25 protein-coding genes are annotated in these 25,421 nt (G+C 64.7%); 6 read left to right on the top strand and 19 right to left on the bottom strand.

Translation table 11 applies throughout. The features are described from left to right. Window positions 1-175: 175 nt before the first annotated feature. Window positions 176-1,042, top strand: a complete 867-nt coding sequence (locus tag FJ956_RS18730) for an SDR family NAD(P)-dependent oxidoreductase (protein WP_140674650.1) — start codon at window positions 176-178, stop codon at window positions 1,040-1,042. An 8-nt stretch (window positions 1,043-1,050) separates the two neighbouring features. Here FJ956_RS18730 and FJ956_RS18725 read toward each other — a convergent pair whose 3' ends face one another. Next, window positions 1,051-1,545 carry a low affinity iron permease family protein gene (locus FJ956_RS18725; protein WP_181170131.1) on the bottom strand — a complete coding sequence of 165 codons (495 nt, stop codon included), beginning with the start codon at window positions 1,543-1,545 and terminating at the stop codon, window positions 1,051-1,053. Between the two features lie 281 nt (window positions 1,546-1,826). On the opposite strand from FJ956_RS18725, the gene FJ956_RS18720 reads away from it, so the two are divergent. Beyond that, window positions 1,827-3,035, top strand: a complete 1,209-nt coding sequence (locus FJ956_RS18720) for a hypothetical protein (protein ID WP_140674653.1) — start codon at window positions 1,827-1,829, stop codon at window positions 3,033-3,035. A 116-nt stretch (window positions 3,036-3,151) separates the two neighbouring features. Here the strand turns inward: FJ956_RS18720 and FJ956_RS18715 are convergent, their stop codons facing one another. The 4 genes from FJ956_RS18715 to FJ956_RS18700 all read right to left on the bottom strand — a co-directional run bounded on the left by FJ956_RS18715 (window position 3,152) and on the right by FJ956_RS18700 (window position 5,410). Beyond that, complete coding sequence (locus FJ956_RS18715; RefSeq protein ID WP_140674656.1) at window positions 3,152-3,433, bottom strand: hypothetical protein; 282 nt, start codon at window positions 3,431-3,433, stop codon at window positions 3,152-3,154. A gap of 206 nt (window positions 3,434-3,639) precedes the next feature. Then, entirely contained in the window at window positions 3,640-4,281 is a 642-nt protein-coding gene (locus tag FJ956_RS18710) for a DapH/DapD/GlmU-related protein (protein WP_140674659.1), read from the bottom strand. A gap of 68 nt (window positions 4,282-4,349) precedes the next feature. Then, window positions 4,350-4,835, bottom strand: a complete 486-nt coding sequence (locus FJ956_RS18705; RefSeq protein ID WP_140674662.1) for a CreA family protein — start codon at window positions 4,833-4,835, stop codon at window positions 4,350-4,352. Window positions 4,836-4,903: 68 nt separating this feature from the next. Then, window positions 4,904-5,410, bottom strand: coding sequence for a cytochrome b/b6 domain-containing protein (locus FJ956_RS18700; RefSeq protein ID WP_181170132.1), 507 nt, complete (start codon window positions 5,408-5,410; stop codon window positions 4,904-4,906). Between the two features lie 201 nt (window positions 5,411-5,611). On the opposite strand from FJ956_RS18700, the gene FJ956_RS18695 reads away from it, so the two are divergent. The 3 genes from FJ956_RS18695 to FJ956_RS18685 all read left to right on the top strand — a co-directional run bounded on the left by FJ956_RS18695 (window position 5,612) and on the right by FJ956_RS18685 (window position 9,073). After that, window positions 5,612-6,196, top strand: coding sequence for an SCO family protein (locus tag FJ956_RS18695; RefSeq protein ID WP_140674668.1), 585 nt, complete (start codon window positions 5,612-5,614; stop codon window positions 6,194-6,196). Between the two features lie 58 nt (window positions 6,197-6,254). Beyond that, the gene (locus tag FJ956_RS18690; RefSeq protein WP_140674671.1) at window positions 6,255-7,127 is read left to right on the top strand and encodes a 50S ribosomal protein L11 methyltransferase; all 873 of its coding nucleotides are present in this window, start codon (window positions 6,255-6,257) and stop codon (window positions 7,125-7,127) included. Between the two features lie 101 nt (window positions 7,128-7,228). Further along, on the top strand, window positions 7,229-9,073 hold the full coding sequence (locus FJ956_RS18685; RefSeq protein WP_140674674.1) for an aminopeptidase P family protein: 1,845 nt from the start codon (window positions 7,229-7,231) through the stop codon (window positions 9,071-9,073). A gap of 83 nt (window positions 9,074-9,156) precedes the next feature. Here FJ956_RS18685 and FJ956_RS18680 read toward each other — a convergent pair whose 3' ends face one another. The 11 genes from FJ956_RS18680 to FJ956_RS18630 all read right to left on the bottom strand — a co-directional run bounded on the left by FJ956_RS18680 (window position 9,157) and on the right by FJ956_RS18630 (window position 19,589). Continuing rightward, window positions 9,157-9,453, bottom strand: coding sequence for an AzlD family protein (locus FJ956_RS18680; protein ID WP_140674677.1), 297 nt, complete (start codon window positions 9,451-9,453; stop codon window positions 9,157-9,159). Next, window positions 9,450-10,178 carry an AzlC family ABC transporter permease gene (locus FJ956_RS18675; protein WP_140674680.1) on the bottom strand — a complete coding sequence of 243 codons (729 nt, stop codon included), beginning with the start codon at window positions 10,176-10,178 and terminating at the stop codon, window positions 9,450-9,452. The genes FJ956_RS18680 and FJ956_RS18675 overlap by 4 nt, the downstream gene beginning before the upstream one ends. 223 nt (window positions 10,179-10,401) lie before the next feature. Further along, complete coding sequence (locus FJ956_RS18670; protein WP_140674683.1) at window positions 10,402-11,796, bottom strand: glutamine synthetase family protein; 1,395 nt, start codon at window positions 11,794-11,796, stop codon at window positions 10,402-10,404. A gap of 29 nt (window positions 11,797-11,825) precedes the next feature. Then, on the bottom strand, window positions 11,826-12,923 hold the full coding sequence (locus tag FJ956_RS18665; protein WP_246672014.1) for a branched-chain amino acid ABC transporter permease: 1,098 nt from the start codon (window positions 12,921-12,923) through the stop codon (window positions 11,826-11,828). Window position 12,924: 1 nt separating this feature from the next. Next, complete coding sequence (locus tag FJ956_RS18660; RefSeq protein WP_140674688.1) at window positions 12,925-13,824, bottom strand: branched-chain amino acid ABC transporter permease; 900 nt, start codon at window positions 13,822-13,824, stop codon at window positions 12,925-12,927. 8 nt (window positions 13,825-13,832) lie between these two features. Further along, window positions 13,833-14,537 carry an ABC transporter ATP-binding protein gene (locus tag FJ956_RS18655; RefSeq protein ID WP_140674691.1) on the bottom strand — a complete coding sequence of 235 codons (705 nt, stop codon included), beginning with the start codon at window positions 14,535-14,537 and terminating at the stop codon, window positions 13,833-13,835. 14 nt (window positions 14,538-14,551) lie between these two features. Beyond that, window positions 14,552-15,706, bottom strand: a complete 1,155-nt coding sequence (locus FJ956_RS18650) for an ABC transporter substrate-binding protein (RefSeq protein WP_181170133.1) — start codon at window positions 15,704-15,706, stop codon at window positions 14,552-14,554. 42 nt (window positions 15,707-15,748) lie between these two features. Beyond that, window positions 15,749-16,474, bottom strand: coding sequence for an ABC transporter ATP-binding protein (locus FJ956_RS18645; RefSeq protein WP_140674697.1), 726 nt, complete (start codon window positions 16,472-16,474; stop codon window positions 15,749-15,751). Between the two features lie 131 nt (window positions 16,475-16,605). After that, a complete protein-coding gene (locus FJ956_RS18640) occupies window positions 16,606-17,190 on the bottom strand; it encodes an XRE family transcriptional regulator (protein ID WP_140674700.1) in 585 nt (194 codons plus the stop codon). A 172-nt stretch (window positions 17,191-17,362) separates the two neighbouring features. Next, window positions 17,363-18,160, bottom strand: a complete 798-nt coding sequence (locus tag FJ956_RS18635; RefSeq protein ID WP_181170134.1) for an N-formylglutamate amidohydrolase — start codon at window positions 18,158-18,160, stop codon at window positions 17,363-17,365. A 19-nt stretch (window positions 18,161-18,179) separates the two neighbouring features. Continuing rightward, window positions 18,180-19,589 (bottom strand): aldehyde dehydrogenase family protein, encoded by a 1,410-nt coding sequence (locus FJ956_RS18630; RefSeq protein ID WP_140674706.1) that lies wholly within the window; start codon window positions 19,587-19,589, stop codon window positions 18,180-18,182. Window positions 19,590-19,767: 178 nt separating this feature from the next. On the opposite strand from FJ956_RS18630, the gene FJ956_RS18625 reads away from it, so the two are divergent. Further along, window positions 19,768-20,529 carry an SDR family oxidoreductase gene (locus FJ956_RS18625; RefSeq protein WP_140674709.1) on the top strand — a complete coding sequence of 254 codons (762 nt, stop codon included), beginning with the start codon at window positions 19,768-19,770 and terminating at the stop codon, window positions 20,527-20,529. Between the two features lie 35 nt (window positions 20,530-20,564). Here the strand turns inward: FJ956_RS18625 and FJ956_RS18620 are convergent, their stop codons facing one another. From FJ956_RS18620 to recN, 3 genes are all read right to left on the bottom strand, one after another. Continuing rightward, a complete protein-coding gene (locus tag FJ956_RS18620) occupies window positions 20,565-21,257 on the bottom strand; it encodes a TIGR02453 family protein (RefSeq protein WP_140674712.1) in 693 nt (230 codons plus the stop codon). Beyond that, a complete protein-coding gene (ligA, locus tag FJ956_RS18615) occupies window positions 21,257-23,464 on the bottom strand; it encodes an NAD-dependent DNA ligase LigA (protein WP_140674715.1) in 2,208 nt (735 codons plus the stop codon). The genes FJ956_RS18620 and ligA overlap by 1 nt, the downstream gene beginning before the upstream one ends. 281 nt (window positions 23,465-23,745) lie before the next feature. Continuing rightward, on the bottom strand, window positions 23,746-25,419 hold the full coding sequence (gene recN, locus FJ956_RS18610; RefSeq protein WP_140674718.1) for a DNA repair protein RecN: 1,674 nt from the start codon (window positions 25,417-25,419) through the stop codon (window positions 23,746-23,748). Window positions 25,420-25,421: the final 2 nt, after the last annotated feature.

The following is a 25,421-nucleotide window of genomic DNA, read 5'->3' as shown; positions in this document are numbered from 1 at the left end:
GTCAACCCGTTGCGGCCCTTTGCCGTCAACCCGTTGCGGCCCTTTGCCGTCAACCCGTTGCGGCCCTTTGCCGTCAACCCGTTGCGGCCCTTTGCCGTCAATGATGGGACCAACTAGCCTTGCCTCGGCGGCGCCCGGCGTTAAGTTCGGCCCGACCCGAACAAGGATGGAAATCATGACCAGCGACGCCCAGATCCAGACCGCCCTGCCCGCCTTCGCCTCCGGCAATGTCGCCGTCGTCACCGGCGGCGCCAGCGGCATCGGCCTTGCCGCGGCAAAACGGTTCGTGGCAATGGGCATGAAGGTGGTGCTTGCCGACATCGGTGGCATGCGCCTCGACCAGGCAAGAGAGGCGGTCGCGGCGATCGCCGGCGACGACGCCGTGCTCCCAATCCCCACCGACGTCTCCAGGGCGGAGGAGGTAGACCGGTTGGCGGACCTCGCCAACGGCGCCTTCGGTGCGGTGTCGGTGCTGATGAACAATGCCGGCGTCGGCAACAATCCGGGCAAGCCCTGGGAGAACCGCGACGCCTGGAAGCGGCTGCTCGACATCAATTTCTGGGGTGTCGTGCATGGCGTCGAGGCCTTCGCGCCGCGCATGCTCGCGGTGGGCAAGCCGGGCACGATCATCAACACCGGTTCCAAGCAAGGTATCACCACGCCGCCAGGCAACCTCGCCTACAATGTCTCCAAGGCCGGCGTGAAGACTTTTACCGAAGGACTGGCGCACGCGCTGCGCAACGAGCCGGGAGCCAAGGTGTCGGCGCATCTGTTGATCCCCGGCTTCACCTATACCGGCCTGACCGAAGGCGCGACGGAAAAACCCGCCGGCGCCTGGACCGGCGAACAGGTGATCGACTTCATGCTGACATCGCTGATGGACGACGACTTCTACATCCTGTGCCCCGACAACGAGGTGGCGAGGCCGACGGATGAAAAGCGCATGGCCTGGGCGATCGGCGACATCATCGAAAACCGCCCTGCCCTGTCGCGCTGGCATCCCAATCACAAGGACGCGTTCGCGGCCTTCATGAACCGCTGACGGTCCGATCACGCGGCGGCTTTCTTCTTGGAGCCGCTCTTGCCCGCGACGGCTTTCTTTGCAGCCGTCTGGGCGACCTTGCGATTGTCCTTGGTGCCGTTCTTTTCGGCCACGGCCTTGTTGGCCGCCGCTTCGGCGATTTTGCGGTCGTGCCGTTTTGCCGCCGCCTCGCATTTGGCGCGTATTTCCTCGACCTCGGTCTCCGTCAGGTGCTCGATGCCGATGAAATGATTGTGGGCGCGGCTGACGCGGATCAGCTCGTCGAGCTTAGCCTGGATCGCGGCGCCGTCGCGGTTCTGCGTGTTCTGGATCAGGAACACCATCAGGAAAGTGACAATGGTAGTACCGGTGTTGATGAAGAGTTGCCAGGTGTCCGAAAAGCCGAAGAGCGGGCCGGTTACCGCCCAGACCACCACGATCAACACGCAGACGGCGAAAGTCGGCGGCATGCCGGCGAGATGTGCCACCCAATTGGCAACCCTGGTGAATAGTTTCTCTATCATCTGGATCCCATAACAGGCGCGCATCGGCGCGGCGCGCACAGGAAAACAGACAGCCGCGGCTTCCGGTTCCAAGTCGTTGGATTTTCTCGCATGCGCGCGCCCACAATCGGCTACACGCAGAAAGCGCAGGAGCGTGAAAAAACACCTTATCCGTTTGTTTGCGATAGTGCCGGTGCAGGTCGAAAGCCTGTTCCTTCCGCTTCACGGCGGTTTACCTCCAGCCCCTTCCGCTGCGCCACCCCCGCATGGCGGAAGGGGCACTAAATATCAGAGCGCGGAGCATGACCACCGAAAAGCCCCGTCCTGTCACGCGCTACTTCTCCTCCAGATTGCTTGGCGGTGCCGCCTGTCTTGGTGCTCTGCTGACGTGCGCCCCGGCAAGCGCCGATCCCGCTACGGATCCGACGATCACCGGCAGCGTCGAACAGCACCGGACCACCAACGCGCTGGACAGCGATCGCGCCGTCACCGACTGGTACACGCTGCTGCGCGGCTCGATCGACCAGCAATGGGGCGATGCCGACGCCAACGCCAGGCTCCATGCCGATTTCGAGGCATCGCGCTACAACAGGGCCTCGATCGAGGACGACCGCTCGCTGGCGCTGTCGGCGCAGGCTTTCCGGCGCCTCGAGTCAGGGCTCGAGCTGCGCGGCACGCTCGGCTATCGCGTGCTCAGCACCGGCGACGATCTCGAGATCGGCCCGCTCATCATCGGCACCCGTGAACTGAAGCAGATCCTCAGCGCGCAGGGGCAGCTCGGCATCGATCTCGGCAACGCGACCTCGCTCACCATCGAGGCCACGGAAAGCATCGAGAGGGTCGGCGACACCCATTTCCAGGACGATCTCATCTCGCCGACCAAGCTGCACGCCGACCGCGTCCTTTCCCAAGTGGCGGCAAGGTTGACGCGGACCGTCGGCGAATACGCTTTCGGCGGATCGACATCGGCCCTGCTCGCCTCGGTCGAGCGCGTCGGCTTCCCGCCGATCCAGCTCTCCTTTTTCCAATACACCGCACAGGCGGAAGCGGCCTTCAAGGGCGAGGACGGTTCGAGTTTCGGCCTGGCGCTCGGCGCGCAATACCTGCGCGGCGCGGACGGCATCTACGAGCAGGTGTTGCCGGCGTGGCAGGCGAATTTCGTCAAGCCGCTGCCGAAGGGCTTCGAGTTGCGAGGTACCTGCTTCGGCCGCTACGAGACATCCGATACCGACGATCCGCTCGCCTCATGGCTGCGCCGCGCCGAGCTCGAGCTTGGCGTGAAGCTGCGTGAAAATCTCGCCGTCGGCACCGGCGTCTTTGCTCAGCTGAAGGACAATCTGCTGCTCGAGAATGTCGAGCGCAGCAAGGGCGTCTATGCCGAGGCGACCTGGAGCGCGACCAAGTCGCTGAACATCGTGTTCCGTGTCGATTACTCGCAGAAGGTGAAGACCATTCTCGACGAGCATGAAAGCACGGTCGACGCTTTCGTCGGCGTGCGCACGAACATTTAGATCTTCAGCAAAATTATTGCCGACCAGAAACCGTCCCGTGGTGCTCTGAAACGGCAGGCAGGAGGGTGTGCGAGACCCTCCTGCCCTTTGCGGATGCTAGCTGCTCGCGCTTCGGCTCAGTGCTTCTTCAGCGAGTAGTTGTTGCTGCCGACATTGACGCCGATCCCGCTGAGGATACCGGAAACGACATTGGTCTTGTTACCGTTCAGAATGCCCGAAACGACGTTGCCGTTGAGGATGTTGTTGCCGTTGAGCACACCATTCAGCGCGCCGAGATTGACGTTCGGCGACACGTTGATGAGGCTGCCCGAGCTACCGCCCCAGCCACCGGCATAGGCGCCGGCGGACGAGAAGGAAACAACAACAGCTGCGGTGAGTGCAAATACGAACTTCTTCATGACTACTCTCCTTTGTTGCTTGCGGTGTTTCCTTCAACTTCACCCCGATACTACCTCCGATCTGACTTGTACATTTTGTGGAAATACTTGCAACCGCAGAGTGGTGAATTTAATATATACACGTCGTTTTCCAATTTTTAACGCTAATGTTTTACGTTAAAAACCTTGGTTACGGACAATGGTAAATAGATCAGCGGACGAATAGATCAGGGAGCATCGTCTTCCCAACGATCGAGAAAGGCCTCGATCGGCATGGCCTGCATGTCGGGGATTGCGCCCGCCAGTTTCTCGGGCGGCCAGTCCCACCAGGCGAGGGCCTCGATGCGCGCTGCCACGGCGGCCGGGAACCGCCGGCGCAGCGGCTTGGCCGGAACGCCGGCGACGATCGTGTAAGGCGCGACGTCATGCGTCACCACGGCATTGGCGCCGATGACGGCGCCGTTGCCGATCGCGACGCCCGGCATGATGACCGCGCCGTGGCCGATCCAGACATCATGGCCGATGCTGACCGATTTTGCCTGGCGCCGCGCGCGGAATTCGGTGTCGACGCCTAGCCAGCGGAAATACTCGTTCGGCCGGTAGCTGACCTTGTGCTGCGTCAGCCGCTCGATCGGATGCTCGAGCGCGTTGATGCGGCTGTTCGCGGCGATCGAGCAGAACTTGCCGATCGTCGTGTAGATCGCCTCGCAATGGCGTTCGAAATAGGAAAAGTCGCCGACGCTCACTTCGCGCAGGATCACCCGCTCGCCGATCGAGGCATAGCGGCCGAGCTTGCACGCCTTCAGCTCCGCGGTCGGATGGATGCGCGGCTCGGGGTCCTTGAGAACGAGGTTTGCAGGGCGGTCCATGAAGCCGCTTTACGCCGGCGGGGACGGTCCCGCAAGCGCGGCCTGTCCCCGCTGGGGCGGTCGGGAAGCTATTGCGGCTTGCCCTTGGTCCAGACCACGTTCTGGCCGTAAAGCGGCACCGTCGTGACCGACATCTTCGCCGAGCCGTTCTGCACCTGGCGCGAATGCGACAGGTAAACCAGCGTCTCGTTCTTCTTGTCGTAGATGCGGTTCACCACCTGCTTCTTCCAGATCAGGCTGAGGCCCTGCTTGAACACCTCCTCGCCGCCCTCGCTCATGTCGATGTCGCCGATGGTGATCGGCCCGGTCTGGCGGCAGGAGATCGAGGAATCGGACGGATCCTCGAACCAGTTGCCCTTATGCAGCCGGTCGATGATGCTGCGGTCGAAATAGGCGACATGGCAGGTCACGCCGTCGACCTTCGGGTCCTTGATCGCGTCGATCATGATGTCGTTGCCGACCCAGTCGACACCGACTTTACCCACTTCGTCAGCCACGGCCGCGCCGGCGCTCAGGGCAAGACACGCGGCGAATAAGCCGATCAATTTTCGCAAGGAAGCCTCCTGGTTCCGGTTTGCCGATGTCAGGTGGGACAGCACCATGGATTTTGCAAGCTAGCCGGTCATGCTTTGCGCAAGGCCAGCATCTGCCGCAACACATTTGATTTTAAGACAAAGTGCTGGACGAGCGCGCCGGCGATGTGCAGCAGCACCGCATAAAGCAGCACATTCTTGCCGACGACATGCACGAGGCCCGCGCCGGGCACTTGCAGGAACCATGCCGCGGCGCCGGAAAGCGGCACGATGAAGATGAGCGCATAGATCACCAGATGCGTTGTCCTCGCAAGCAGCCGCAGCGCCGGATGCTCCGTGCCCGACACCGGCGGGACGCCGCGCGTCGAGCGCAGCCATAGCCGCCAGGCGGCAAGCACCAGCACAGCGAGGCCGAGCACGACATGCATATAGGCCAACGGCCAGTCGCCGGCGGCGGCTTCCTGGCCGCGGCGCAGCGCGCGCCACACATGCTCCATGCCGTCATGGGCGACGAACTGGACCAGGATGAGCGCCGCGATGCTCCAATGCAGCCATATCTGGGTCTTCGAATAGGACGATATCGGCGCACCGGCCATCGATTGCTCCATCACCAAAGTCTTGTGGAAGATAGTTGGTGGGCAAAGCCGTTCAAATTAAGGATCGGTAAGGCGCAGCACCCCGACCGGCCTGTCCGGCCGCTTGCGGCAACGCGACATCTTTGCGTGCCGGTCGCCGACCCGCTAAGACTGTCGCCGAACTTGGCTTCCAGCCAAAGCAATGGCGACGGACATTCACTGATGATGCGTTCAATCCTGGTCGGCATTCTCGTCCTGATGGCGGCGGGTATCGGCTGGCTGACATTCGACTGGTACCGGGGCCATTATGGCGGCGAGCCCTTCGGCGCGCCGTTCACGCTGGTCGACCAGAAAGGCGCGCCGATCACCGAAGCGGCGTTCAGGGGGCACCCGAGCGCCGTGTTCTTCGGCTTCACCCATTGCCCGGAAGTCTGCCCGACGACCCTGTTCGAGCTGGCCGGTTGGCTGAAGACGATGGGCGACAGCGGCAAGAACCTCAACGCCTATTTCGTCACCGTCGATCCGGAGCGCGACACGCCGGAGACGATGAACACCTATGTCAGCAACTTCTCCGACCGCATCACCGGCATCACCGGCGATCCGGACAAGGTGCATGCCATGGCCAAGGCCTTCGGCATCTACTGGAAGAAGGTCGACACCGGCGATGGCGACTACACGATGGACCACACGGCCTCGGTGCTGCTGCTCAATGCCAAGGGCGATTTCGCCGGCACCATCGCCTATGGCGAGAGCGCCGACACCGCTGTCGCCAAGCTGAAGCGGCTGGCAGCGGGTGGACAAACATGATCCCGAAAAGTGGGAACCGGTTTTCGGAAAAGATCATGTTCAAACAAGAGTCTTTCTGATGGGCCAGACCCGGCTCCATCTCACCGCCAACAAGGTCGAGGCCGACCGCATCTTCGCGGCGCTGGACATAGCGTTCGAGGACGACGGCCTGCCGATCGCCGTGCTGGAGCTTGACGAGGACAACGACGTCCACGAGGTGTCGCTCTATGCCGATGGCGACGTCGATCCCGTCGAGGCGCGTGTCAGGGATATCCTCGCCAGTCTCGGCCTGCCGGAGGCGATCGAGCGCGAGGTCCTTCCTGACGTGGACTGGGTGTCGCGCTCGCTGGAAGGCTTGAAGCCGGTCCGCGCCGGACGCTTCTTCGTCCACGGCTCGCACGATCGCGCCAAGCGCCGCAGCGGCGATCTCGCCATCGAGATCGAGGCCGGCCTTGCCTTCGGCACCGGCCACCACGGCACGACCGCCGGCTGCCTCGAAGTGCTGGAGCAGGTGGTGCTGCGCGAGCGGCCGCACAATGCGCTCGACCTCGGCACCGGCAGCGCCGTGCTCGCCATCGCGCTGGCCAAGCTCGCGCATATCCCGGTGCTGGCGACCGACATCGATCCGGTCGCCGTCCGCGTCGCCGCCGCCAATGCCCGCCTCAACCATGTCAAGGCGCTGGTCGAGACGGTGACGGCGCCCGGCTTCCACAATCCGATCTTCGCCAGGCGCGCGCCTTTCGACCTCATCGTCGCTAACATCCTGGCGCGGCCGCTGATGCGGCTTGCGCCCGAAATGGCCAGGCACATTAGGCTCGGCGGTTCGCTGGTGCTCTCCGGCATCCTCGACCGGCAGCGCGACGCTGTGATCTCGGCCTATGTCGGCCAGAGTTTCCGCCACGTGCGTACCTTGCATCGCGAAGGCTGGGTTACCATCCACCTCAAGCGCTAAGGCGGGCAAGATCCGTCCGATCTGGCCCTGCCGAAATCGATTCCGGTTTGCAGGGGCATGCGCTACGGTCGCGATAAGCCGTTTCGAGGGAGATGCCCACAATGTTCCAGACCTTTGATTCCGCTGGTGATCCGGCCGTCGGCAAGCCGCGCGTGGCGCTGCTGCGGCAATGGCTGGCCAAGAATGGCCTGGATGGCTTCCTTGTCCCCCGCGCGGATGAGCATCAGGGCGAATATGTCGCCGACCGCTCGGCCCGGCTGAAATGGCTGACCGGCTTTTCCGGTTCGGCCGGCGTCGCGATCGTGCTGCGCGACCGCGCCTTCATCTTCGTCGACGGCCGCTACACGCTGCAGGTGCGCAACGAGGTGAACCTTTCGATCTTCACCGTCGAAAGCCTCATCGACAATCCGCCGCCCAGCTGGATCAAGGACAATCTCGGCAAGGGCGCCAGGCTCGGCTTCGACCCCTGGCTGCATACGATCGGCGAGATCAAGGCGCTCAAGGCATCGGCCGAGCAGTCCGGCGCGACTTTGGTGCCGCTCGACATCAACCCCATCGACATCATCTGGAAAGACCAGCCGGAACCGCCGCGCGCACCCGTCGAGATCCACCCGCAGAACCTCGCCGGCGAGCTCGCCAAGGACAAGCTCAAGCGGCTGGCAGGCGCGATCGAAAAGGACGACGCCACCCATGCGGTGCTGACCGATCCTTCCTCGATCGCCTGGGCCTTCAACATCCGCGGCGGCGACGTGCCGCATACGCCGCTCGCCCTCGGCTTCGCCATCCTGGCTGCCGACGGCAAGCATCAGATCTTCATGGATCAGCGCAAATTCCCGCGGCAGGTCGCGGCCTATCTTACGCAGCTGGCCGACCTGCACGACCCGGGCGAGTTCGAAGCCGCAATCGCAGAGTTGGCCAAGGGCGGCGCAAAAATCGCGCTCGATCCTGTGCTGGCGGCGGACAAGCTGAGGATGCTGGTCGAGGACAATGGCGGCACCGTTGTCCTGGCCGCCGATCCCGCCCGCATTCCGCGTGCGACGAAAAACCAGGCCGAGATCGCCGGCAGCCGCGCCGCGCATCGCCGCGACGGCGCCGCGGTCGCCAGGCTGCTGTGCTGGCTCGACCGCCAGAAGCCCGGCACGCTGGACGAGATCTCCGTCGTCACCAAGCTCGAGGAGGTGCGCCGCCAGACCGGCGAGGAAACGCAGATGCCGCTGCGCGACGTCTCCTTCGACACGATTTCCGGCGCCGGCCCGAACGGCGCCATCATGCATTACCGCGTCTCGCGCGCCACCAGCCGCAAGCTTGAGGGCGGCGAGCTGTTCCTGCTCGATTCCGGCGGCCAGTATCAGGACGGCACCACCGACATCACCCGCACCGTGCCGATCGGCCAGCCGACCGAGGAGATGCGCGACCGCTTCACTCTCGTGCTGAAGGGCATGATCGGCATCTCGACGCTGCGTTTCCCCGCCGGCACGCGCGGCTCCGAAATCGACGCCGTTGCCCGCGTGGCGCTGTGGAAGCATGGCTGCGACTTCGCCCATGGAACCGGCCACGGCGTCGGTTCCTACCTTGCCGTGCATGAAGGACCGCAACGCATTGCCCGCACCGGCACCGAAAAGCTGCTGGCCGGCATGATGCTGTCCAACGAGCCGGGCTATTACAAGGAAGGCGCCTACGGCATCCGCATCGAGAACCTGATCCTGGTCACGCCGGCGGAGCAGATCGAAGGCGGCGACATCGCCATGCACGGCTTCGAGACGCTGACCCTGGCGCCGATCGACAAGCGGCTCATCCGCACCGACCTGCTGCACCGGGACGAATTGCAGTGGCTCGACCGCTATCATGCCCGGGTGCTGGCCGAGATCGGCCCGATGGTCGACGGCGAAACGCTGGCGTGGCTGGAGAAAGCCACCGCGCCGCTGCCGCACGACGCGAAGATTTGAGGCAAGCTTCTTTCTCCCCGTTCTACGGGGAGAAATGCCCGGCAGGGCAATGAGGGGCAGCGCCAACCAATGAGGATGGAAAGCTAACCCATAAACTGGCGCGCGATAATCAGCACCGCCGCGCCGGCCAAAAACATCGCCATCAGCCCGCAGCGCAGCGATACCAGCACGGTGACGATCAAAGCCGCCCATTCCGCCGGTCCGGCATGCAGCAGTTCCGGCGCGACGAGCGTCGTCAGCACCGCCGCCGGCACGGCGTTGAGCCCAGCCTCGACACGCGGATGGATGGTCTCGAAGCGCGAGATGACGAGATGGCCGCCGACACGCGTGAGATAGGTGGCGACGGCGCCTGCGAGGATGATCCAGAAGGTCGTGCTCATGGCCGTTTGCCCACGCCGCTATGGTGCGGCGGCAGGATCACCGCCAGGAGGACGCCGGCGACCGCGCCGATCGAGACATGCCAGGGCGAGCCGACGGTTCTGTAGGCGATGATCGAGGCGACGGCGCTGGCGGCGACGACGGGCGCCCAAAGCGGCCGCTTGCGGAAGCCGAGCACCAGGCCGAGGAAATAGATCGGCAGCAGGAAATCGATGCCCAGCGCATGCGTATCCGGGATCATCTTGCCGAACACCGCGCCCAATCCGCTTTCGATCACCCAAAACACATAGACCGGCAGGCCGAGCCCCAGATACCAGACGAAGCCGACGGGACGGCCGGACTCCGCCCTTGCCTCTGCGATGGCGAATTGCGGGTCGGTCAGGATGAAATAGCCGAGCGCCTGCTGCAGCAGCGGCCAATGCGCGATGCGCCTGCCGATGCCGGCCGAATAGAGCACGTGGCGGAAATTCACCGCGAAAATCGACAGCACGATCAGCCATGGCGCGACGTGCTGGCCGAACAGCTCGATGCCGACCATCTGGCTGGCGCCGCCATAGATCATCGCACTCATCAGGAAGGCTTCGAGCACGGAAAAACCATTGTCGACCGCCAGCGTGCCGAACAGCACCGCGAACGGCGCCGACGCGACGACCACCGGCATCGAAAGCCGCACGCCGTCCCAGAAATCGCTTCCAGTCCTGCTCTCAGAGATTGCTTCCGCTGCCATGCGCCGCTCCTAATGCATGTCGCCCAGACGTGTTCAGCGGTTCTGGGACAACGACATGCATCAACAAAAAGACTTAAAGCGCGTCGCCTGGATTCGTTCAGCGCGACGGGCTTTAAGAGCGGCCTCATTTAGGGAGCGTCGCCTCCAATGTCACACCAATTCGCTTGACCCAGCGATCAGCCGAACTGATCACCGGGTTGCGAAGCGTCGAAAGTCTAGCAGCTCAGCTGACGAAATAGCGCTGCCATTCGAAGTCGGTGATGTGCGAGGCTTGCCAGGCATCGAAGGCCGCCTGCTCGGCGCGGCGGCTTTCGGCGTAATTGTCGCGGAAAGCCTCGCCGAAAGCTTCGGCGCAAAAATCGGATGCGGCGAAGACTTCGATAGAAGCGTTCAGCGTGCGCGGCAGCTTCGGTTTGTCGAGATTGGCCAGATTGGATGTAACCGGCGCCTCGAGCGGCAGGTCCTTTTCGATGCCTTCGCAACCCGCCGCCAGGATCGCGGCGATCGACAGGTAAGGATTGACGTCGGCGCCAGGCGCCCGGTGCTCCAGCCGGCAGGCTGCGTCGTTCGGCGTGGTGATGGCGCGGATCGGCGCGGTGCGGTTTTCGAAACCCCAGGCGACGTCTTCCGGCGACCACGCGCCGCGGTCGAAGCGGCGATAGGAATTGACCGTCGGCCGGAAGAAAATATGCGTCTCCTGCATGCGGTTGAGCACCCCGGCGAGGAATTTTTCCGCGACCGGAGTCAGGCGGTTGGGGCCAGCCGCGAAGGCCGGCTTGCCGTCCCGCCACAGGCTGACATGGTGGTGCGCGCCGCAGGCGCTTTCCTTGCCCGGCGGCTGGAAGCGCGTCATGAAAGTCGCGACCAGCCCGCGCTCGGCGCAAAGCTCCCGCAGATGCAGCTTGGCCCGCATCGCGGCATCCGCCGCTTCCAGCGCGCTCTTCGGCGTCAGCGCATATTCATACATGCCGTAGCCATATTCGGTGACCAGCGAAGCGACGCCGATGCCGATGCTTTTCATGCGCGTGATGAACTCGGCGGCGAAATCCTGGTAGTCGCCGCTGCGCACCAGATCGTAGTTGATCAGCGAATGGCCCCACGGCTTCAGCTCGCGGTAGCGGCCGGTGCGCATCAGGTCGTGGTCGGCGTGGAAAATGCCGAACTCATATTCGAGCGCGAATTTCGGCTCGTAGCCGAGGGCTCTGGCGCGCTTCTCGACGCGCGCCAGCACACCGCGCGGATCATATGGACAGACCGAGCCGTCCAGCATGTAGGAGCGCGTGATGGCCGAGGCGAATTTCGCCTTCCAGCCATGCTGCACCACCGTGTCCGGATCGATGAGCCCCTTGATGTTTGGATAGCCGTTGTCCTCATTGGCGCTCGGCGAAGCGAAAGCGACGTCGCCCATCGGCTGGCCGTCGCCATGTGTGACGCAATAGAGGATGGCGTTGATCGATTCGCCATGGGTGGAGAGCTTCAGCGGCGCGATCTTGGAGCGCACGACGCCTGACGTGTCGACAGTATGCACCTCGACGAACTCGACGCCGCGCGATGCGAGCTCGGCCTGCAGCGCTTCGAGCTTCGGCGCATACTCCGCCACCCTGTCCTCAAATTCCACGTTCAACCCTCCACCAGGAAATAACGACGCTATCTGGCACTGTGCCGGAAAAGAAGCGACAGCAGCTCGTCAAGCTCGTGCCGTCCGCTGATGCCGCTCGGCCGGAACGCCATGCAGAGCACGATGACCACGCCGAGCGCCACGCCCGACAAGCCGAGCAGTTGCGGCATTTGGATGCCCGCGACGGTCACGCCGGATTCGATGCTGCGGATGAATTCCAGCCCGACCGAAAGCACGATGACGCCGGTCACCGCGCCCGTCACGGTCGCCATGCCGCCAAGGATCAGCATTGCCAGCGTGTTGAAGATCATCTGGAAATAGAACAGCTTCGGGCTGATCGTGCCGGCGAAATAGGCATAGAGCACGCCGGCGAGCCCGCAGATCAGCGCCGACAGCACCCATGACATGAGCCGCAGTTTTTTCGCGTCGATGCCGAGTGCCGCCGCTGCCTGCGGGCTTTGCGCGCTGGCTCGCAACTGCAGGCCCCAGCGACTGTCCTTGAAGAGCCGCGCCGCCACGATCGCCAGCACCGCGAAGACCAGCATCCAGGGCAGGCCGACGACTTTCGGAATGCCGAAGAAAGCCTGGTTGCCCTTGAACAGATCGGTCCAGTTGAGGAACACCGAGTGGACGATGATCAGCAGCGCCAGGCTGACAATGGTCGCAGCGACTCCCGACAGCCGGCTGATCACCTTGCCGCTGACCAGCGCCACGATGCCGACGACGACGAGCGCGATGAGCGCCGACGAAACCGGATCGAGCTCCAGCGTCGCAAAGCCGAAAGGCGCGTTGGGGATCGACAGCTTCTTCATGGCGAGCGGCGTCGACAGAATCGCCACCCCATAAGCGCCGAGCCCGACAAAGGCGCTGTGGCCGAGATTGGCGATGTTGGAATTGCCCATGAACACTTGCAGCCCGACCACCACGATCAGGTTCACGAAGGCGCCGAGCGCCAGGAAGGTGTAGTAGGTCGGCGCAAAATTCAGCACCAGGAGCCCGATCGCCAGCACCGGCAGTGCCGTCACCAGCCCGCCGATCAGCGAGCGGAGGACCGCGTTGCCGGGCTGCGCGGCGGCGGCCGGCGCCGCCATCTGTTCGACTGCCTGCGAGAGTTCGGAGCCCGTCACGTCAGATCTCCTTATCGCCGAGTTCGATGCGCTGTCCGAGCAGGCCCTCCGGCCGATAGACGAGCAACGCGACGATGATGGCGTAGGTGAGCGCATCCCTGAAGCCCGCATATTCCTGCGGCAGGGCAACGAGCAGGCCGACTTCGATGAAGCCGAGCAGCATGCCGCCCACCGCCGCGCCCGGCAGCGAGCCGAAGCCGCCGATCACGCAGGCGACGAACGCCTTCAGCACCAGGCCGAAGCCGAGATCGGGCGAGACGCTGCCGCGCCGCGCCAGGATGAAGACGGCGGCGATACCCGCCAGCGCGCCTGAAATCGCGAACGCCGTGGCGATCACCCTGTTTGCCTTGATCCCCATCAGCCGCACCGTGGCGAAGTCGCGCGAGGCGGCGCGGATGGCGAGGCCGAGCGTCGAGCGGTTGAGGAAGAGCACCAGGGCAAGGATGGTCAGGCCCGAGACGATCAGTTCCATCACTTGCAGCGACGACACGGCGAACGGGCCGAAGAACCACATCTGGTTCAAGCCGTTGAGGATCGAGACCGACTGCGGCTTGGGCGAGATCAAAAGCATGAAAAGGTTCTGCACCACGATCGACACGCCGAAGGCGGTGAGCAACCCGGTCGTGGTCGGCGCGTAGCGCACCGGACGGAAGGCGACGCGCTCGAACACGACCGCCGCGAGCGCCGCGATGCCGACGGCAAGCAGCACCGCCACGAAGGGCGAGGTCAGCCCGAGCGCGGCGGCCAGGAACACGCTGTAGGCCGAGACGCCGATGATCTCGCCATGGGCGAAATTCACCAGGCCCATGATCGAGAAGACGACAGCCAACCCGAGCGCCACCAGCGAATATTCCGCCCCGAAAGCGAGCGCGTTCAGAAGCTGCTGCAGAGCGTAGTCCATGTCGCCGCCTACCCACCGATATAGAGGTTGAACAGGTCGTGCTCGTCGGCGAACCTAGCCGGCGGTCCGTCATAGCGCAGCGTGCCCGCGCTCACGACATAGACTCGGTCGGCGAAGCGCAGCGCCTGCCTCGCGTTCTGTTCGACCACCAGCAGCGTCAGCCCTTGCGCCTTGAGCTCGCCGATGAAATCGAAGATGCGCACCACGATCTTCGGCGCCAGCCCCAGCGACGGCTCGTCGAGCAGCAAAAGCTTCGGCCGCGACATCAGCGACCGGGCGATCGCCAGCATCTGCTGCTCGCCGCCCGAAAGCGTGCCGGCCGCCTGGCCGTAGCGTTCGGAAAGCACCGGGAACAGCGCCAGGAACCGCTCGATGTCCTGGCGCACGCCGGCGGGGTCGCGCCTTGTCGCGGCCCCCAGCCGCAGGTTCTCGCCGACGCTCAGGTTGGAGAAGATGTGCCGGCCTTCCGGCGTCGAGGTCAGTCCGGCGCGGATGCGGTCCTCGGTGCGGACATGCGAGATGTCCTTGCCGTCGAGGACGATGCGGCCCGAAGCCGGCGTAACCAAGCCTGTCAGCGCGTTGATGGTCGAGCTCTTGCCGGCGCCGTTGGGCCCGAGCAGGGCGACAAGCTCGCCCTGCCCGACCTCGAGCGACAGCTCGCGCACCGCCGTGACGGCGCCGTAGCGCACGACGAGCTTCTCGACCTTCAGCACGTGTCCCTGCCCTGCTAGTTCAGCGCCGGAACGAAGGTCGGCGGGGCATCGGTGATCAGCACCCGCTTGCCGTCGGCAAAGCCCATTACCGGAACGGCCTTGACCGGATAGCCCTTCTTCTCGGCAAAGGAGATCGTTGGCGCCGTCGTGCCCGGATAGCCGCCCGGCGCGCGGATCGCATCGCGCAGGGCTGCGGGGTCGACGGTGCCGGCTTTCTTCGCCGCTTCATAGCTGATCTGCACCATGTCGGCGCCGAGCGCGTCGAAGATGCCGTTGATCTTGTAGCCGTCGGCCTTGCACTGGGCGAGGAACTTGTCGATCGGACCATCGACGCCGGTCGCGCCATGGGTCGCGAACATGACCTTCTCCAGCGACTTCGGATCGCCGACGGTGCCTTCCAGGGACTTGTCGTCGAAGGCATCGCAGCCGGCCACCCAGCCGTCATAGCCGTTGGCGCGCAGTTGCCGGATCAGGATGCCGACATCGGGCAGCACGGCACAGATATGGATGGCATCCGGCTTCTCCGGCAGCGTCTTGATGCTGGCGATCTGAGGCGACCAGTCGGTGGTGCCATAGGAATAGTTGAACTTGCCGACAACCTTGCCGCCGAGATGCTCGAATACCTCGCCGAACCACTCCGGCAGTTTCTCCGAATAGGAACCGGCATCTGGCGACACCATCAGCGCGACGGTCCGCGCGCCCTTGCCGTAAAGCGCGTTGGCGGTGGCCGAGGCGTTGATCGGATCGGGCACGGCGCCGGCAATGAAATTGTCGAGACCGGCCTGCTGCATCTCGAGCTGCGTGTTCGGCGCCGAGAACACGGTGGCGCCGTAAGGCTGCGCGGTCTGCGCCATAGGGATAAGCGCATCGGGAAACGGCACGCCGGTGATGATCTGCGCGCCGGCATCGAGGAATTTCTGGCCGAGCGAGACCGAAAGCTGCGGGTCAGAGCGGTTATCCTCGATCATCAGCTCGACCTTGGGATCGTTCGCGCCCGCCGCCTTGTTCAGTCTGTCGGCCATGCAGCGCGCGCCCTCGGCCTCACTATAGGGCGCGTAGGCGCCGGTCATGGCGACCGCAAGCCCGATCTTAAGATCGGCAGCACCCGCGTGCCCTGCCTGCAACAGCCCGGCGGTCAGCACCGCCGCTCCCAGCAAAATCTTTTCCATTCTACCCCTCCTTCCTCTCATGTGGTTGTTCTTCCCGGCCCCTCAGGCCGTCTCCGACTGCCCGACATAGACCTCGATGACGCGCGGATCGCGCCACACTTCTTCCGTCTCGCCCGAAGCGATCACCTGCCCCTGGTCCATCACGCAAAGCCGGTCGCAGAGCCGGTTGATGAAGCGCAGGTCGTGGTCGATGACGATGGTCGCGCAGCCGACGTCGCGGCGGATGCCTTCGATCGCGATCGCCAGCGTCTCTGACTCGGCCTCGTTGAGGCCGGCCGCCGGTTCGTCGAGCAGCAAGAGCGACGGCCCCAGCGCCAGCGCGCGGGCAATCTCGAGTCGGCGCTGGCTGCCATAAGGAAGCGTGCCGGCCGGGCTGTCGGCGAAGCCCGCCAGCTCATATTGCTGCAGCAGCTGGTCGACGCCGATCCGAGCGGCGGCGGCGGGGCGCACGGCGCGGCAGGTGATATGCGCGACCTCGACGTTCTGGCGTACAGTCAAATCCTTGAACAGCCTGATGGTCTGGAAGGTGCGCCCGACCCCAGCCCACGCGCAATGCTCCGGGTCTCGCCCGGTGATCTCCTCGCCCGCCAGGCGCACGTTGCCGCTGTCCGGCTTGAGCACGCCCGAGATGACGTTGACGAGCGTCGACTTGCCGGCGCCGTTCGGACCGATAAGGCCCAGGATCTCGCCGGCCTCGCAGGTCAGCGAAGCGTTGCGCAGAGCCTGCACGCCTCCGAATGTCTTGCTGACCGCCTCAACCGACAGCATCGGTCATCTCTCCCATTGCCGGCCGCTGGCTGTTCTCCTGTCGGCCGTCAAAAGGATGCTAGTCCCCTGACTTTTCCAGAACAAGTATTTTTTTCCATTTTAGAAAAATTCTTGAAGACTCGGCCCGTCGATCAGGTGCCTGCTCCCGGCGGCAGCCCGTCGCGCGGCACGGTGTTCGACATCAGCATGATGACGGGCTCATCGCCGAGCGCCATATAGGCGTGCTGCATCTCGCCGTCGAACAGGATGCTGTCGCCAGGCTGCAGCACGGTCGGGTCGTAGTGGAGCGTGTGCAGTTGCAGGCTGCCGCTCAGCACATGGATGAACTCTTCGCCCGAATGGCTGCGCCAGCCGCCGTTTTCCTCGAAGCTTCTGGCGCGCAGCGTGACGCGCCAGAAAATATTGGTCTTGTCGCGGAAATCGCTGCACAAGACTTCGAATTCCATCGCGTTGCCTTCATGCAGGATGCCGCTGCCGGCGCGCGTGATTGATCGGCGCGCCTGCGGTCCGGGCTTCGGGCTGAACAGGAAGGAGGCCACCGGCACGTGCAGCACGCCGGCGATCATCAGCGCGATGTCGACGGTCAGCCTGGCCTTGCCGTTCTCCAGCTTCGACAGCTGCGAAACGGAAAGGCCGGAGCGCTCGCTGAGATCGCGCAAGGTGATGTTCTGCTGCTTGCGCGCGTCGCGGATCTTGCTGCCCACATTGCCTTGCATCGTCCACGCCCTTGGCAGTCGTGTTTCCAATTCGACAAGCTCTAGAGCAATTCCAGGAAAAGTGTGAGCGGTTTTCCGCCCGGAATTGCGTAAAAACAATGAGATAGAGCGGTTCGCCATTTCCGTGAAACGGTGAACCGTTCTAGCGTTCCGCTATTTGAGCGTCCAGCCTTTAGACGGTTACGGCTGATTGCGGCCATAGTGACATCGCGACGGTGGAAAAGGCATTTTCGAGAAGGCGGCAGATGCGTTCGAAAGTTTCCGGATCGGCAAGCAGGTCGTTGCGCACCTCGAGGTAGAGGCAGGGCCGACCCTGCTGCAGTCCATGCCGGTTCAGCGTGTAGCCGACGGCCTGGCGCCAGTCGTAAGGTTCGTTGTCGCCAATCCCGAAGCCTGCTTCCGTGCCCTGGGTCCTGAGCGTTTTCAACACCGAGGTGACGAAGGGCGACTGCTCCCGCCACAACACGCCGATATCGACATTGCGCTTCACCCCGCCCATCACCGGCGTGAAGGAGTGCACCGAGATCAGCGCCAAGCGGCCTGCGGCGGCATCGATGATCGCCCGCTCGATCGGCGCCCAGGCGACGAGCTTACGCAGCCTCGCATCCGCGGCATCGACCGCCAGATTGCCGGGCACCGGGATGCCGCCGAGATCCGGCCGCATGAAATCCCACTCATCCGCGGGCCGGTTGTAGTCGAGGAACAGCCGCGAATAGCGCGCGATCACGGCCGGCGCCCGCAGCGTTTGCGAGAGCCGCCGCGTCAGCGCATCGACACCGATGTCAATCGCGAAATGCGTGCCGAGATAGGGCTCTGCCAGGCCAAGATCGCGCCACGGCGCCGGCACGACGTTGCCGGCATGCTCGGCGATCAGAAGATAGGGGCTGGCCGCATCCGGCAGCAGCCGTTCCACGCCGGCGGCGGCAAGCGCCGCGACGGCCGCATCGCCAAGCTTTTCAAGGTCCCGCACGGCCGGATGCCGTTGGCGATCAGGCGATGACGGAGCAGACATGGTATGCCTTCGCCGCCGTCGCCTCGATCAGGCCGGCGCGTCCGTTGGTGCGCCCGAGACCGGAATTCTTGATGCCGCCCCAGGGCAGATAGAGGTCGGCATGGTCGCAGCGGTTGAGATAGACCGTGCCGGCCTCGACCTCGTCGAGCAGCGCCACGCCGCGCTCGACATCGTGCGTCCAGATCGAGGCGCTCAGGCCGTAGTCGCTGTCGTTCATCAGCCGGATCGCTTCTTCGTCCCCGCCGACCGCCTGGACGCAGGCCACCGGACCGAACAGTTCGTCGCGCATGATCTGCATGCCATGGTCGACGCCGGCAAGCACTTCGGGCGCGACATAGGCGGCCCCGAGGCTTGCCGCCTTGAGCGCGCCATCCCGCGGCATCAGGCGCTTCGCCCCTGCCCGCACCGCGTTGTCGGTGAGGCCGCGAATGGTGTCGGCCGCAACCGCACGCACCACCGGACCGACCATCGGCTTTTCGCCGATCGGATGGCCAATGCTCCATTTCGCTGTCTCGGCGACCAGCGCCTCGACGAAACGGTCATGGATCGAGCGATCGACATAGATGCGTTCGACCGAGCAACAGGACTGACCGGCATTGGAATAGCTGCCTTCGGCGATCAGCGGAACCGCCGCTTCGAGGTCGGCGTCGGAGCGCACATAGGTCGGATCCTTGCCGCCGAGCTCGAGATGCACCTGGGTGAAAGTGCCGGCGGCGGCCGCATGCACGCGGCGGCCGCCATTGACCGAGCCGATGAAATTGACGGCGTTGAAGACGCCGGAGGCGATCAGCCGCTCGGCGTCAGGATGGTTTAGATGCAGGCTTTGGAACACACCTTCCGGCCCGCCGGCCGCGCGAAAAGCCTCCTCGGCAAGCTCCGCGATCAGCGGCGTCTGCGGCGAATGCTTGAAGATCACCACATTGCCCGCGGCAAGCGGCGAGGTGACCAGATAGCCGAGCATGGCGGTCGGATAGTTCCAGGCGCAGATCGACAGATGCAGGCCGCCGGCCATCGGCCTGGCGTAGCGGCGGATGTTCTCATCCGACGGATAGGCCATGTCGGCCAGCGTCTCGGGCGCGGCGCCGGCAAGCAGCTCGCCGATCAGCGCCAAGCGCGGCGTTTCGTCGGCCTGCCACAGCGGCCTGCCGATCTGCCACGCCACCGCATCGGCGAGCGGCGCGGCGCGCGCCTTCATCTCCTCGCCGAAGCGCAGAAGGATCGCCAGCCGCTCTGCCAGCGGCGTCCGCCGCCAAGCCGGCAGCGCCGCGCGGGCCCGGGCGACGGCCGCCTCGATCGCGGCCCCGTCGGCATGGGCGCGCGTGGCGTAGACCGCGCCGTCGACAGGAGAGGTCACCGAGAAGGTCCGCGCGCCGGAATGCAGGTTCATGGTCTTGGACTCCACCCAAAAGAAAGCCGTCAATCATGGCACGATATCGCGATTTTCCATTTTGGCAAATTTTTTCGAATACGGCTTGATGGATTTTTTACCCGCCCCTATTGTCGAACGATCGCGCCCTGGCGCAGAGATAGCGTCGCGCCGTGCAGCAAGAACCGAGGGGAGATGAATGGTCGTCTATGATTTCACGGGCCGGCATGCGGTCGTCACCGGGGCCGGCGGCGGGATGGGCGAAGCGATCGCGCTGGCGCTGCTCGATGCCGGGGCCTCCGTCACCGCCATCGACATCAAGCCGCGTCCGGCCTCGCTTGCCTCGCATGACGACCGGCGGCTCACCTTCGCTCAGGGCGATTTGACCGACGCGGTCTTTGTCGAGCGCACCATCGGTGCGGCGGGCCGCGAGCGCGGTGGCATCGACTATCTCGCCAATGTCGCCGGCGTGCTGTGGTTCGGTCGCGACAAATCGGCCCTCGAAATGGATCTCGATGTCTGGGATCAGGTCTTCAACATCAACTTGAAATCCTTCGTGCACACCGCACGCGCGGTCGTTCCGCAGATGCGTGCCGGCGGCCGCGGAGGCGCGATGGTGCATTTCTCGACCATTCAATGGTATCGCGGCGACCCGAAGCCCCAGGATGCCTACCAGGCCTCGAAGGCAGGCGTCTGCGCGCTGTCAAAGTCGCTCGCCATGCAGCTTGCCGGCGACGGCATCCGCTCCAACGCGATCTGCCCTGGCATGGCGCTGACGCCGCTGCAGGCGCGCTGGGACACCGAGGAAAAACGCGCTGCCGTGGCGAACTATACCCCGCTCGGCCGCATCGGCACGCCGCAGGACATGGCCAACGCCGCGCTCTTCCTGCTCTCCGACGCCGCGAGCTACATCACCGGCGTCGAGCTCGCCGTCGACGGCGGCCTGCTGATGCGGATGTGAGCGGCTGGCCGGACCCGGACTATCTCCACCTGAGCTTAGGCCGCGACGGCCGTGCCCTGGATCGCCCTGCCCCAGTCGAGCAGCGGCTTGGCGCCAAGCGTGAAGCCGACGAGATCGTCGACCAGCGCCGGCGAGTGGATCGTCGCCGGGTCGATGTCGTGCCGGACGACGAAGTGCCGGTTGCGCACCGCCTGGGCGAGATCCTCGTCGCCGACATCCTCGAAACCGCGCGGCGCGCGCTTCAGGCGGTCTTCCGCATCGAGTGCTAGGCCGGCCTTCTTGAGCGACGAGACCATGCCGCGGAACGCGGCCGGCTTGGTCACGATCGCCTTGCGCATCGCCTGCAGCAGTTCCGGCGCCGGCTGCCACCAGGCCACACCGGCAAAGCAGCGATCGAGCCCGATATGCACGTAGAAGACGCCCTGCTCCATCTTGGTGCCGTCGGGCGACAGGATCGCCGAAAGATGCCGGTTGTAGGGCCGCTTGTCCTTGGAAAAGCGCACGTCGCGATTGATGCGGAACAGCGACCTCTTGCGGTCGCCGCGCAGACCGAGCTTGGCCGCTTCGAAACGCTCCGTGAGCGTCTCGACCAGATCGCAGAACGGCCCGTGCAGCTCGCTGTCGTAAAGGTCGCGGTTTTCCTGGAACCACTCGCGGCTCTGGTGGAAGTCGAGCGCCTTCAGGAACGGAATTGCCTTCAGCCCGAACCCCTTGAACGCGCCAGTCATCAGCCGTCCCTGCCGATGCGCTGCAGCCAGGTGTCCTCGTCGATCACCTCGATGCCGAGGTCGCTTGCAACTTTCAGCTTCGAGCCGGCGCCCGGACCCGCCACCACCAGGTCGGTCTTGGCGGAAACCGAGCCCGCCACCTTGGCGCCGAGCCGCTCCGCCATCGCCTTGGCTTCGGATCGCGTCATCTTTTCCAGCGAGCCGGTGAACACCACCGTCTTGCCGGAGACTTCGCTACCGGCCGAGATTTCCATGACGTAGGGTTTTGGGTGAACCTGCGCCAGCAAGGCATCCAGCACATCGTCATTGCGCTCATTGCCGAAGAAGTCGCGCAACGCGTTGATCACCGTGTCACCGATGCCGTTGATCGACGGGAAGATGGTGTGCGGGTCTTCCGCCTTCGCCGTCTCCTTGCCGACGCGGATCAATTCCTCGATGGTCGAGAACTGGCGGGCAAGCACGGCCGCGGTCGTCTCGCCGATATGGCGGATGCCGAGCGCGAAGATGAAACGGTCGAGTTCCGGCTCGCGGCGCGCGTCGATGGCCGAAAACAGCTTGTCGAGACCTTCATAGTTGCGCTCCTCGACGCTGCGCACATTCTTGCGCGCCTTGCCCGAGGCTTCCTCGCGCAGCCTCGCCTGCTCCTCGCGCCGCTCGGCCAGCGCCTTGGTGACGGCCGGGCGGCGATCCTTCAGCGTGAAGATGTCGGCCGCCGTCTTCACCAGCCCCGAATTGAAGAAGAGGTCGATGTTTTCCGCGCCCAGGCCCTCGATGTCGAGCGCGCCCCGCGACACGAAGTGGCGCAGCCTTTCCACGGCCTGCGCGGCGCAGATCAGCTCGCCGGTGCAGCGCCGCCGCGAATCCTCCTTGCCCGTCTTCTCGTTGATTTCGCGCGTCGCCGGCGAGCCGCAGACCGGGCAGGTATGCGGGAATTCATAAGGCACCGCGCCGGCCGGCCGCTTGTCGACGACGACGCTGACGATCTGCGGGATGACGTCCCCTGCCCGCTGGATGACCACCGTGTCGCCGATGCGCACGTCGATGCCGTCGCGGATCGGCTGGCCGTTGCTGTCGAAACCTTTGATGTAGTCTTCGTTGTGCAGCGTGACGTTCTCGACCACCACGCCGCCGACCGTGACTGGCGCCAGCCGCGCCACCGGCGCCAGCGTGCCGGTGCGGCCGACCTGGATGTCGATCTTCTCGACCGTCGTCATCGCCTGCTCGGCCGGGAATTTGTGGGCGACCGCCCAGCGCGGCTCGCCGGTGACGAAGCCCCAGCGGCGTTGGAGCTCCAGTTGGTCGACCTTGTAGACGACGCCGTCGATATCGTAGCCGAGCGAGGAGCGCTGCTCCTCGATCCGGTGATACTGTGCGATCAGATCCTCGATCGACTTTGCCCGCACCATCAGCGGACTGACCTTGAAGCCCCATTCCTTGAACTTCTGCACGGAATCGAACTGCGTCGGCGCGGGTTCCGCCGTCGTATAGCCCCATGCGTAGGCGAAGAATTTGAGGTTGCGGCTGGCGGTGACCGATGGGTCCTTCTGGCGCAGCGATCCGGCAGCCGTGTTGCGCGGATTGACGTAATCCTGGCCGCCGACCGCCGCCGAACGCTGCTTCAAAGCTTCGAATTCGGCATAGGTCATGTAGACTTCGCCGCGGATTTCGATGATTTCCGGCCAGCCCGACCCCTTCAGCGCCTTCGGAATGTCGGCAATCGTCTTCAGATTGGCGGTGATGTCTTCGCCAACCGTGCCGTCGCCGCGCGTCGCGCCCTGCACGAACACGCCGTTCTCATAGCGCAACGAAGCCGACAGCCCGTCGATCTTTGGCTCGGCGGTGAAGGCGATGTCGAGATCCTTGTCGCGATCGAAGAAACGCCGGCCGCGTTCGATGAAATCGGCGACGTCCTGGTCCGTGTAGGCCTTGGCGAGACTGAGCATCGGCACCGCGTGGCGAACCTTGGCGAAGCCTTCCGCAGGCGCGGCGCCGACCCGTAGCGACGGCGAATCATCGCGCACGAGATCGGGGAAGCGCTCCTCGATGGCGAGGTTGCGCCGGCGCAGCGCATCATACTCGGCGTCGGTGATCGTCGGCGCATCCTCGGCGTGATAACGCCGGTCATGCTCGGCAATCTCCGCCGCGAGTTGCTTCAGCTCATCCGCGGCCTCACTCTCGGTCAGCGAATCGACGGGCTTTTCCGACATGCATCAGTCCCTGGATTGTGGCGCGCCACTATAAATCAGGATTTGGCTGCAGGGAGTCGGCTTGCGCAAAAATCATTCCTGAACAGCAACATGCAGCCATCTGCTGACTCTGCTTTCAAGGCCGGAGAATCAAGCACCAAGGATGTGTTGAGATTCAGGTCAGGCCGAGTCGAGAATGGTGGTCTCCGAGAACCGGAGCGGAGCGTACTTGAAGTACGTGAGCACCGGAAGCGCAGGAAACCGCCGTTCGCAGACCGGCCTCACCTGCATATCGACACATCCTAAGCGGCGGCCGTGTTCTCGCGCAGCAACCGCTCCGCCGCCGCGCGGGCCTCGTCGGTGATGGTGGCGCCGGCCAGCATGCGCGCGATTTCTTCCTGGCGCGCGGCGCGGTCCATTTCGACAATACCGGTGGCGACACGCTCCTTGCCGCCGGATTTCGAGATCAGGAAATGCGTGGCCGCGCGTGCCGCGACCTGAGGCGCATGCGTGACCGAAAGCACCTGCACCCGCTTCGACAGCCGCGCCAGCCGCTGGCCGATGGCGTCGGCCACCGCGCCGCCGACGCCGGTGTCGATCTCGTCGAAGACAAGGGTCGGCGCCGAGCCGCGATCGGCAAGCGCCACCTTCAGCGCCAGCAGGAAGCGCGAGAGCTCGCCGCCCGAGGCGACCTTCATCATCGGCCCCGGCCGTGTGCCTGGATTGGTCCGCACCCAGAATTCGACCTGGTCGATGCCTTCTTCCATGCGGCTTTCGGCATCGCTTCCCATCTCGACGATGAACTCGGCCCGTTCGAGCTTGAGCGCCGGCAGTTCCGCCATTACCGCCTTGGTCAGTCCCCCAGCCGCTGCATGGCGCAACGAGGAAAGCTGCGCCGCGGAAATGTCGTAGGCCTCGCGCGCCGCGGCGGCCTGCTTGGCCAACGCGTGCAGCCGCTCCTCGCCTGCATCGAGGTCGTCAAGATCGGCCACCATCGTGTCGCGCAGCTGCGCCAGATCGTCGACCCCGACACTGTGCTTGCGGGAGGCGGCGCGCAGCGCAAACAGACGCTCTTCCGCCTTCTCCAGGCGCTGCGGATCATATTCGGTGGCGCGAAGCGCTGCTTCCACGCCGGACTGCGCCGCATCGAGCGAGATCATCGCCTCGTCCAGCGATTTCACCACGTCGTCGAGCAGGCCGGGCGCTTCGACCGACTTGCGCTGCAGCCGACGCAGCAGGCTGGCAAGCTGCGGCAAGGGCGAGGATGGCCCCGACAGCGCATCCTGAGCGTCATGGATTTCGGTGGCGATCTTTTCGACGCGCATCATCGTCGCGCGCAACTCGGCGAGATCGCTCTCTTCCCCAGGCTGCGGGTCGAGTTTTGCGAGCTCGGCGACGGAAGCGCGCAGATAATCTGCCTCGCGCGCCGCCGCCTCGACCTTGGCGCGATGCCGGGAAAGCTCCTGCTCGCAGTTTCGCCAGTACCGCCAGGCTTCGCCCGTGCCGCGCACGGCGCCCAGATGGCCGCCGAAACTGTCCAGCAATTCGCGATGCGCGCCGGGATCGACCAGCGCCCGTTCGTCATGCTGGCCATGGATCTCGACCAGCGCGCGGCCGACATCGCGCATCAGGGTGACGCTGGAGGGCTGGTCGTTGACGAAGACGCGGGTGCGGCCATCGGCCGTCTGCACGCGGCGCAGGATGATGTCGCCATCGTCCTCGATGTCGTTTTCGGCGAGCAACGCGCGTGCCGGATGGTTGCGCGGCACGTCGAACACGGCGATGACCTGGCCTTGCGCGGCGCCATGGCGCACGAGCGAGGCATCGCCGCGCGCGCCAAGCGCCAGCGACAATGCGTCGAGCAGGATGGATTTGCCGGCGCCCGTTTCGCCGGTCAGCACCGAAAGCCCAGGCAGGAAGTCGATGTCCAGCTTCTCGATCAGGACGATATCGCGGATCGACAGTCTGGACAGCATCG

Origin of the sequence: Mesorhizobium sp. B2-4-3 (assembly GCF_006442815.1) — a bacterium.
Classification (GTDB): Bacteria; Pseudomonadota; Alphaproteobacteria; order Rhizobiales; family Rhizobiaceae; genus Mesorhizobium.
Note: the sequence above shows the minus strand (reverse complement) of the source record. Positions and strands in the feature narration are given on the sequence as shown.